This is a genomic window from Achromobacter aegrifaciens (assembly GCF_902859735.1).
Taxonomy (GTDB): Bacteria; Pseudomonadota; Gammaproteobacteria; order Burkholderiales; family Burkholderiaceae_B; genus Achromobacter; species Achromobacter aegrifaciens.
In genome coordinates this window covers 638,642-648,665 of the sequence record NZ_CADIJY010000004.1, presented here as the reverse complement: position 1 = coordinate 648,665, position 10,024 = coordinate 638,642, and the positions used below count along the sequence as shown (strand labels likewise).

The 10,024-nt window shown below is 66.4% G+C and carries 9 protein-coding genes; 3 read left to right on the top strand and 6 right to left on the bottom strand.

Going from position 1 to position 10,024, the window contains the following annotated elements:
* The 3 genes from HV766_RS16055 to HV766_RS16040 form a co-directional block, all read left to right on the top strand.
* The coding region (locus HV766_RS16055; protein ID WP_175181485.1) for a lytic murein transglycosylase at positions 1 to 1,305 on the top strand (1,305 nt) is incomplete at its 5' end.
* 203 nt (positions 1,306 to 1,508) lie between these two features.
* Entirely contained in the window at positions 1,509 to 2,081 is a 573-nt protein-coding gene (locus HV766_RS16045; RefSeq protein WP_054452642.1) for a GNAT family N-acetyltransferase, read from the top strand.
* 9 nt (positions 2,082 to 2,090) lie between these two features.
* On the top strand, positions 2,091 to 2,276 hold the full coding sequence (locus HV766_RS16040; RefSeq protein ID WP_054452636.1) for an oxidoreductase-like domain-containing protein: 186 nt from the start codon (positions 2,091 to 2,093) through the stop codon (positions 2,274 to 2,276).
* 23 nt (positions 2,277 to 2,299) lie between these two features.
* Here HV766_RS16040 and HV766_RS16035 read toward each other — a convergent pair whose 3' ends face one another.
* The 6 genes from HV766_RS16035 to HV766_RS16010 all read right to left on the bottom strand — a co-directional run bounded on the left by HV766_RS16035 (position 2,300) and on the right by HV766_RS16010 (position 10,023).
* A complete protein-coding gene (locus HV766_RS16035; protein WP_054452633.1) occupies positions 2,300 to 2,737 on the bottom strand; it encodes an acetyltransferase in 438 nt (145 codons plus the stop codon).
* Between the two features lie 63 nt (positions 2,738 to 2,800).
* Entirely contained in the window at positions 2,801 to 4,540 is a 1,740-nt protein-coding gene (locus HV766_RS16030) for a M14 family metallopeptidase (RefSeq protein ID WP_175181484.1), read from the bottom strand.
* 34 nt (positions 4,541 to 4,574) lie between these two features.
* Positions 4,575 to 5,444: an ABC transporter permease gene (locus tag HV766_RS16025; RefSeq protein WP_054452624.1), complete on the bottom strand. Its 870-nt coding sequence runs from the start codon at positions 5,442 to 5,444 to the stop codon at positions 4,575 to 4,577.
* Positions 5,445 to 5,449: 5 nt separating this feature from the next.
* Positions 5,450 to 6,373 (bottom strand): ABC transporter permease, encoded by a 924-nt coding sequence (locus HV766_RS16020; protein ID WP_054452620.1) that lies wholly within the window; start codon positions 6,371 to 6,373, stop codon positions 5,450 to 5,452.
* Between the two features lie 208 nt (positions 6,374 to 6,581).
* Positions 6,582 to 8,114 (bottom strand): ABC transporter substrate-binding protein, encoded by a 1,533-nt coding sequence (locus HV766_RS16015; RefSeq protein ID WP_054452617.1) that lies wholly within the window; start codon positions 8,112 to 8,114, stop codon positions 6,582 to 6,584.
* A gap of 55 nt (positions 8,115 to 8,169) precedes the next feature.
* Positions 8,170 to 10,023: an ABC transporter ATP-binding protein gene (locus HV766_RS16010; protein ID WP_119449933.1), complete on the bottom strand. Its 1,854-nt coding sequence runs from the start codon at positions 10,021 to 10,023 to the stop codon at positions 8,170 to 8,172.
* Position 10,024: the final 1 nt, after the last annotated feature.

Sequence of the window (10,024 nt, the reverse complement as noted above, 5' to 3'; positions counted from 1 at the left end):
GTCCCGGCGGCGACCGCTGCGCCTGCCGCAACGGCTGCGCCGGCTGCCACCGCGGCGCCCGCCGCCACCGCCACCCCCGCGCCCACGGTCATCATCCCGACCGAACTCGACACCAAGGCCTGCATCGCCAAGCTGCGCAAGGGCGCCACGGCCAACGGCCTGACCGTGGCCGATTGGGACAAATACACCGCCAACGCCAAGCTGCTGCCCACCACGGTCGCATCGGCCAAGGGCCAGCCCGAGGGGCGCGAGGCCTGGTGGGACTACATCGCCAAGACCGTGGACGAAGAGCGCGTGCGCGACGGCCTGGGGGTGCTCGCCAAGTATGGTCCGCAACTGTCGGCCATCAGCCAGCAATACCAGGTGGATCCGGCCACGCTGGTCGCGATCTTCGGCATCGAGACCAACTACGGCCGCCAGGTCGGCAGGACCAATGTGCTGGACGCCTGGCTGACGCGCGCCTGCACCGAGAACAAGTCGCTGTGGGAAAAGAACGCCTACGCCTCGGTGCGCCTGCTGCGCGACGGCGTGGTGCCGGCGGACAGCTTCGTCGGTTCCTGGAGCGGCGCCTTCGGCATGACGCAGTTCATCCCGACCTCGTTCTATGAACTGGCCGCCGATGGCGACGGCAACGGCAAGATCGATCTCTACAACTCGCTGCCCGACGCGTTGGCGTCGACCGCCAATCACCTGCGCAAGCGCCGCGCCAAGTGGACGCACAGCCTGCCCGCCGTGATCGAAGTGCGTGTGCCGGCCGAGCTGGCCTCTGCCATTCCGGCCTCGCCCGAAGCCGAATACGTGGGCTCGCAGGACCGCCGCACGATAGCCCAGTGGGCCCAGGCCGGCGTGAAGCAGGGCAACGGCTCGGCCTTGAAGCTGGCGTCGGGCAACGAGGAGCAGGCCTATCTGTTCGCGCCCACGGGTTCCGCTGGCCCGGTGTTCCTGGCGACCGTGAATTTCGACGCCATCCTGCATTACAACCAGTCGCGCCGCTATGGCTTGGCGGTGTCGATGCTGCTCAATCGCCTGCAAGGCGGTCCGGATCTCGTCGCGGCCTGGCCCACGGACGACCCCGGCCTGTCGCGCGCGCAGATCAAGGAGCTCCAGGAGATGCTCTACGGCCTGGGCTATGACGTAGGCGTGGCCGACGGCATTCCGGGCAGCAAGACCCGCGATGCCGTGCGCGAAGAACAGGTCAAGCGCAAGCTGCCGGAAGACGGCCGCGTGGGCAAGCGCATCTACGACGCCATCAAGGCCACCTGGCCGCCCGCGGCGATCCAGGCTCGGCCGGCAGCTCAGCAATGACAGGGGCTTCCGGCACGCAGGGCTACGGTGAAAACGCCGCGGCCCTGGCGGACCAGTACGAGAGCATCGCGTTCGCGGACGTGCACCGCAGTTGAAAGCCACGCCCCGGGGCCGGCCTCGGCCCGGGGGATTCGTCCGTTGGACGATGGGCCGGCGGGCCGTCCGCCGGTATCATTTCCGTCACGCCATTCCTTCCGCCCGCCATGTCCGCCGCACTGCTCCCCGACACTTTCCAGACCGCCCGGCTGCAAGCCCGGCGCATGGACGAAACTGATTTTTCCTTCATTGCCGCGATGCATGCGGACGAGCGCCTCATGGCCACCATGGGCGGCACCCGGACGGACTCGGCCAGCCGCCGCTATCTGTTGCAGAACGTCGAGCATTGGGCCGAGCTGGGCTACGGCATGTATGTGCTGGCCGACCGCGCCAGCGGCGCGCTGGCGGGCCGCGCGGGCTTGAAGCGCACCCAGTCGCGGGGCTGCGACGAGGTCGAGGTCGCCTATGCCTTCCTCCCCGCGAGCTGGGGCATGGGATATGCCACCGAAATCGCCCAGGCGCTGCTGTCGTTGGGATTCGGGCGCTTGCCGGTCGAGGCGCTGTCGGCCGTGGCGCTGGAAGAGAATGCCGCGTCCTGCCGGGTGCTGGAAAAATGCGGCATGCGCCAGATCGGCGGCGCGGGAGCGGGCGGCGCTGGCAAGCGTCGCTACGAAATCCGCCGCGCCGAATGGCCGCTGCCAGAGGCGGACGCGGCGGCTGGCGCAGGGCATCGGCGCTAAGATTCGGGTATGAGCACCAAGCAGATCCCCGACGACGACCCGCAACCCGTTCCGCCCGTCGCGCCCGAACCCGAAGAGTGTTGCAACAGCGGCTGCATCCCCTGTGTCTATGACACCTACAACGAAGCCATGGACGATTACCGGGAAGCGCTGAAAGCCTGGCGGGCCAGGCATCCGGAGCAATCCAAAGGCTAGGCGCCTGGCGGGGCGGGCAGGCGTCAGCCCGCCAGCTTCATGTGGATGATGGGACGAGGGCGACCCGCGTCGTCGTGCTCCGAGCGGCCCACGTCCTCGAACCCGTAGTGCTTGTAGAAGCCGTGGGCCTGGGGATTTTGTTCGTTGACGTCCACCACCAGGGTGCCGTGCAGCGAGCGCGCGAAGTTCAGCAGGCGCCGGCCAGCTCCCTTGCCGCGCTTGTTGGCATCCACGAACAGCATCTGGACCTTGTTGCCGTTCAGGCCCATGAAGCCAGCGACTTCGCCGGCATCGTCCTCACAGACCCAGACCCGCACCGAAGGCAGGTCGGTATTGAGCACCTGCGGGTACATGGCCTGGATTTCCTTTTCCGTCAGGAACGTGTGGGTGGCGCGTACCGAACGGAGCCAGATGTCCACCAGGGCCAGGTCATCGCCGTGGTTGCGTTCTCGGATATTCATTTTTCTAATGGTTTTACAGGTCGGGTGCCGGCGCGGTCCTTGGCTACGCCGGTCTTTTTGCCGCTAGAGCCCTGCGCGGTAGAGCTCGGTCGCCGCCAGGACGGTTTCCATCTGCACAGTATGCGCGAAAACGAAGCGCTCGCCGTAGACGGTTTCATCCGGAAACTCGGAAATCAACGCCATGGGCAGGTCCTCGCGGTCGCTTTCGCTGATCTGCACCGGGATGCCGTTCAGCACGTCGAATCCGGTTTCGAGCGCGTGCGCCTGGAATAGTTCAAGTTGCCGCGCATTGAACTCGACCAGGCCGGGAACATTGCGGGCCAGCCGGGCGGTAACGCCTTCGATCAGGCGGCGGGCGCGGTCGCCCCAGCCCGGATGATGGCGCAGCACCAGGAAGAAGCCCTTGGGGATGGTCCACAGTTCGAAATGGCGCGGCAGGTAGCCGGATAGCGGCCGGGTCCATTCATGGGCGGGATAGCCGTGCAGGTTGATGTGTAGCTGCGCGCCGCTGATCGCATGCGCCTGGTGGCGGCCTTCGCGTTCGAAGAACGGAGCGCGCTCGCGGTAGGCGATGTCGTCGCCCAGCGCGCTGTAGCGCGAGGCATGCAGCATGTGGCGCGGATGGTGCGCGCGCAGGCGGTTGAACAGCGCGTAGCCGTCCGGATTTTCCGCGGCGATCAAGGCGAAGTGCGCATCGCCGCGCTCGGCCAGCGTCTGCGCGGCGCGCAGGGCGCCGACCACGCCGGAAGTTTCATTGGCGTGCTGCGCACCCGAGATGAAGACCGCGGGGCCGGGGCCGCGCAGGTAGGTGCCCAGCACCGGACGACCCTGGCGCGATACGGCCTGGAAGGTATCGCCGCCGAACGCCGCCATGCAGCTGGCGATCTGGCCGGCCGACAGCGGTTCGCGGACCTGGGCCAGCGGCGCATCGAGTGGCGCGGGCGCAACGGGCGCCAGGGCGCCGAAATGCTCCAGCGAGATCTGCACGCGCGCCGCGCCGTCGTGGCGACGGATGTCGGGAATGATCTGGCCGGGTTGCAGGCCGCGGTCGCCGGACGGGCGGCCCGAGTGTTTCTGGAAGTGTTCCAGTAGCGAAAAATAGATGTCTTCGTGCAGCGCCTCGAAGGTGCTGACGATTTCCTCGTCCACCGGCAGGGCGAAGTCGATGCCCGGCAGATCCACGCGGATTTCCAGGCGTTCGAAATAGGGCTCGTGCGCGCCCCAGGCATGGTTGCGCACCGTGTCCAAGATGGCGCGGAACGCCTGCTGGTATTCGGTGGCCTGGGCGGCATCGGTCTGAAGCGCGCCTTCGGCGTCGCGCACGCGCAGCCAGCCGGTGGGCGACAGTTCGGGCGTGCCGTCCTGGGCGTACCCGAGCTGGTTGGGCGCATAGACGCGGGTATCGAGCTCGCGGCCATCGGCGTAGCGCAGGCTGACGTCATAGTGCAGGTCATCGGCGCCGGGCTGCATGGCGACGTCCACGCCTTGCAGCAGCGCGATGAGCGGATAGGCTTCCAGCGTGAAGCGCTTGGCCTGTGCATGTTCGTGCAGCGGATAGCGCACCACGACGGACGCCAGCCCTTCGCGCTCGACCTCTTCCAGGAAGTAGTGCAGCAGCGGCTTGTAGGCGCTGCGAAAGCGCGCCGTGACGCCGGCTTGCGCCAGGCGTTCCTGGGCCGCGCGGCGCGCTTCCACGCCTTCGAACAGCCAGCCTTCCACGACCGCGCCGCGCCAGGCCGGCGCCATGTAGGCGTGGGTCCAGGCGTCCAGCGTGCGGTCGAATGTTTTTTCCAGCAAAGACATACTCGATATTCCTTTCAGGCGGACCGGGGCGGCTTCAGACCTTGCCGGTCGGATCCAGGCGGTCGCGCAGCCAGTCGCCCAGCAGGTTCAGGCCCAGCACCGTCAGCATGATGGCCAGGCCCGGGAAGACGCTGACCCACCAGGCCGTCTGCATATACGTGCGGCCGTCGGCAAGCATACCGCCCCAGCTCGGGATCATGGGGTCCACGCCCAGGCCCAGGAAGGTCAGGCTGCTTTCCAGCAGGATGTTGTTGGCGACGTTCAGCGTCATCAGGATGACCAGCGGACCCAGCAGATTGGGCACGATGTGGTGGCGGATCATGGCCAGGTCGCGCACGCCGAAGGCGCGGGCGGCCAGCACGAACTCACGCTCGCGCAGGGCCAGGACCTGGGCGCGCACCAGGCGCGCGTATTGCACCCACTGCGACACGATCATGAAGAAGATGACGTTGAACAGCCCGCCGCCCAGGATGGCGATGAAGGTGATGGCCACCAGGATGAACGGCAGCGCCAGCTGCACGTCGGCAAAGCGCATGACGATCATGTCCCAGAAGCCGCGGTAGTAGCCGGCGATCAGGCCCATGACGATGCCCAGCAGCGCGCCGCCGACGACCGAGGCGAAGCCCACCGTCAGCGAGATCTTGCCGCCGACGATGACGCGGGCCAGCACGTCGCGGCCCAGCGGGTCGGTGCCGAAGGGGTGGGCCGCAGAGGTAAAGGGAGCCATCAAGCGGGCGGCCAGGTCCATGGCTTCGCCGCCGTCGGGAAACAGCCAGCCGGAGGTCAGCACCAGCACGATCATGGTGCCAGTCAGCAGCGCGCCCAGCACGAATTCCAGCGAGCGGTAGCGGCTGCGGGGCTTGGCCGCCTTGGCAGCGGCGGCGGTGGGGGTAGTAGTCTGCATAAGGCTCAGCGCGTGCGGATGCGGGGGTCGACGATGCCGTAGGCGATGTCGACGATCAGGTTGACCAGGACGATGACGGAGGCCAGCACGGTGACCGTGCCCTGCAGCACCGGGTAGTCGCGGCCGGAGATGGCGTCGAACGCCAGCGTGCCCAGGCCGGGCCAGTTGAAGACCATTTCAATGACCACGATGCCGCCGATCAGGCCGCCGAACTGCAGGCCCAGGTAGGTGATGAGCGGAATCGCGCAGTTGCGCAGCGCGTGCTTGTACAGCACCACGCGTTCCTTCAGGCCCTTGCTGCGCGCCACCATGATGTATTGCGCCGACAGCGTTTCCAGCATGGTGGTGCGCACCAGGCGGATATTGGTGGCGCTGAGGATGATGGCCATCGTCAGCGACGGCAGCACCAGGCTGGCCGGCCCGCTCCAGCCGGACGGCGGCAACAGCGGGAAGGTGATCGACAGCAGCAGCACCAGCATCAGCGCCAGCCAGAAATTGGGAAAGGACAGCCCCACCAGCGACAGGATGCGAATCGCCTGGTCCGTGGTCTTGCCGCGCTTGATCGCGGCCTGGATGCCCAGCGGCAGCGAGATCAGGATCGACGCCAGCAGCGAGGTGAACGCCAGCATCAGCGTGGCGGGCAACGCATCGCCGATCAGCTTGGCGACCGACGTGCCACCCATGAAGCTGCGGCCGAAATCGCCATGCAGCAGCCCCTGCATATAGGACAGGTACTGCTCGTAGAAGGGACGGTTCAGCCCCAGCGCCTGGCGGATATTGGCCAGGTCCTGCTCGGTGACGCTGCCCGAGCCCTGGCTGAGCATCAGCGCAGGATCGCCGGTCAGGCGCACGGCATAGGAGACAAGCAGTGTCACCGCGACAATCACGAAGACGGCCTGCAACACGCGTTTGATGAGAAATCCGGTCATAAATCGCCGTCCCGGCTTGCGCCGGAACGGGTCGGTAAGGTTAATGCCTCAAGGCAGCGCCAAAAGCATTCCAAAAAAGTGCCGGTTGTTCATAGCGTCATCACGCCAATAGCAACCGGTCCTCCCCAAGCGGGATGCCGCGGAGCCGGCTTTGCCGGTCCGCAGGCATGCCCCCTGGGGGGAAGCGCGCAGCGCTTCGGGGGGGGCGTCAGTCCACAGAGGCGTTCAGGAACCGGAAGCGGATGTCGCCCGGAACCTCCAGATCCTTCACGCGCTTGTTCACCCCGACGATCGTGTTCAGGCTGTACAGCGGCATTTCCAGCGCCTGGTCGGCCACGTAGCCGGCGATCTCCTGCAGCATGGCTTCGCGCTTCTTCACGTCATAGACCGTGCGCTGCGCTTCCAGCATGCCGTTGAGCTTGGCGTCGTTGTCGTACGGGTTCCACTTCTGGCCCGTGTGGTACATCAGGTAGGCCGTGTTGTCGTAGTCGTAGGTCCAGCCGCCCCACTGGTTCTGCCACATTTCGCCGGTCTTGCCGCCGGGGATGATGTCGTTGAGCAGCACGCCGGTTTCATACGGCTTGATCGTGGCGCGCACGCCCACGCCTTGCAGATAGCCCGACACGGCCTGGGCCACTTCGCGGAAGTTCGAATCGCTGCCGCGGACGTCGATCTGCACGGTGGCGCCAGGCTTCACGCCGGCGGCGGCCAGCAGCTTCTTGGCTTCGGCGGGGTTGAAGGGCAGGGGCTTCTGCTCGGGGTTGTAGCCGAAGGACTGCGGACCCTGGAAGCTGGCGATGGTCTTGGCCTGGCCCAGCAGCAGTTGCTTGACGATGGCGTCGCGGTCCACGGCCATGATCAGCGCGCGGCGCACGTCGCGGTTCTGCGTGATGCCGCTCTTGGTGTTGTAGCGCAGCGCGAAAGCGACCGGGCCGCCGGTGGAGATGACATCGGCGTTGCCGGACTTCTTCACGGTTTCGATCAGGCCCAGCGGGATCAGAGTGGCGACGTCGATGCGGCCAGCCTGCAGCTCGGCGACTTGCGTGCCCGGCTCGCCGATGAAGCGGTAGACCACCTTGTCCAGCTTGGGCTTGCCGCCCCAGTAGTCGTCATTGCGCGCCAGCGTCACGTTGACCTTGGGCTGGTAGCTTTCGAACTTGAACGGGCCGGTGCCGACCGGGTTGGTGTTGAAGTTGTCTTCGCCCTTTTCCTTGATGTACTTGGGCGGCACGATCATGGCGCCATAGCCGGCCAGCTTGGTCAGCAGGACCGGATCGGGCTGCTTCAGGATGAAGTCCACGGTGTATTCGTCCACCACCTTGATCTCGCCGATCGAGTCGTAGTTGGACTTCTGCGGACCCTTGGCGCCTTCCGCGCCCAAGAGACGCTCAAAGGTGAACTTCACGGCTTCGGCGTTGAAGGGTTCGCCGTTGTGGAACTTGACGCCTTCGCGCAGCTTGAAGCGCAGGCGCTTGTTGTCGTCCAGGTATTCCCAGCTGGTGGCCAGCCCCGGCTGCAGCTTCAAGTCGGCGCCGCGCATGGTCAGGCCGTCATACAGATTGCTGCCCACCGAACCCCAGAAGGTCACGAAGGTGTCGATCGGGTCCCAGCTGCCCGGGTCCTGGTTGATGGCGACATTGAGCGTGCCGGCGGCGTGAGCGCTCGTGAAGACTGCGGGCAGCGCGCCGCCCAGCGCCAGAGCCAGGGCGGTGGCGGTGTAGGTTTTGCGTAGGGAGAGCATGTTCAACTCCAGGAACGGGAAGCCGGACGGGCCGACGTGAAAAAGGATATGCGGCTCAAGCCGCGCGGGCCACCTGGTGGCCGGGCGCGAATTCAACCAGGGGAATGATGGCGGGTTCGTCGCCGACGCGCCGTACCGGGCTGGGAATCTCGCCTTCGATCAGCGAGGTGTCGATGTGGCGGCCGGGCTCGGCCACCGGCACGGCGGCCAGCAGCTTCTTCGTGTACGCGTGTTGCGGCGATTCGAAAATCTGGCGGCGGGTGCCGAGTTCGACGATCTGGCCCAGGTACAGGACCGCAACGCGATGGCTGACTTTCTCCACCACCGCCATGTCGTGCGTGATGAACAGATAGGACAGGCCGCGGTCCTTTTGCAGGTCCATCAGCAGGTTCAGGATCTGCGCCTGGATCGACACGTCCAGCGCCGACACGGATTCGTCCGCAATGATCAGTTTGGGATTGCTGGCCAGTGCGCGCGCAATGCAAACGCGCTGGCGCTGCCCGCCCGAGAATTCATGTGGGTAGCGCTTGGCGTGTTCGGGCTTCAGGCCGACCTGCTCCAGCAGTTCGCCGATGCGGCGGGCAATGGCGTCTTCGCTGGTCAACAGGCCGTGCGTGCGGATCGGTTCCGCGATGCTGAACGCCACCGTCTTGCGCGGATCCAGCGAGGCGTAGGGATCCTGGAAGATGTACTGGATCTCCTGGCGCAGGCGTTGGCGGCCGGCGCTGTCCATCGAGAAAATGTCCTGGCCGTTGTAGCGCACGGCGCCCGAGGTCGGCGCCACCAGCTGCTGCAAGGTCTTGCCGATGGTGGACTTGCCGCTGCCGGACTCGCCCACCAGCGCCAGCGTTTCGCCAGGGTAGACGTCGAAGCTCACTTCCTCGACGGCGTGCACGCGATGCGTGACACGGCCGAAGAAGTTGTGGCCCACGTCGAAGCGGGTGGTCAGTTTTTCCACGCGCAACACGGGCTCGTCGTAGCGCGCGGTGTCCTGCTCGCGCGTCTCGCCCACTTCGCGCAGCGTGTCGCCTTCCAGCACGGTCTGCGGCGTGCGCAGCGGCAGGTCGCGGCCCGTCAGGCTGCCCAGGCGCGGCACCGCCGCCAGCAACGCGCGGGTGTAGGGATGCTTGGGCGCGTTGAAGATCTCGTCCACGGTGCCTTGCTCGACCTTCTTGCCGCGCAGCATCACCACCACGTCGTCGGCCATTTCCGCGACCACGCCCATGTCATGGGTGATGAAGATCACCGCGGTGCCCAGGTCGCGCTGCAGTTCGCGGACGGTGTTCAGGATCTGCGCCTGGATGGTGACGTCCAGGGCCGTGGTCGGCTCGTCGGCGATCAGCAGGCGCGGCTGGCACGACAGCGCCATCGCGATCATCACGCGCTGGCGCATGCCGCCCGACAACTGGTGCGGGTAGCGGTCCAGCATTTGTTCGGCGTCCGGCAGGCGCACCTTCTCCAGCAGTTTGCGCGCCGCCTGGCGCGCGGCCGAGCGCGACAGCTGCTGGTGCAGCATGATGGCCTCGACGATCTGGTCGCCGACGGTGAACACCGGGTTCAGCGAAGTCATCGGCTCCTGGAAGATCATCGCGATGTCGTTGCCGCGGATGGCGCGCATGTCTTCGTCGGAAGCCGCGGTCAGGTCGATCTCGCGGTCGGCGCTGTCGCGGAACAGGATCTGTCCCGTGGCGATGCGCCCGTTGGTGTAGTCCGTCAGGCGCATGATGGCCATGGACGTGACCGACTTGCCCGAGCCCGATTCGCCGACGATGGCCAGCGTCCTGCCGGGGCGCACCTCGAAATCCAGGTTGTCGACGGCGCGGAACACGCCGTTTTCGGTATTGAAGTCGACCGACACGCCGCGCACGGACAGCAGCGGGGCGGAAGTAGATGCGGTGGTGCTAGACAAC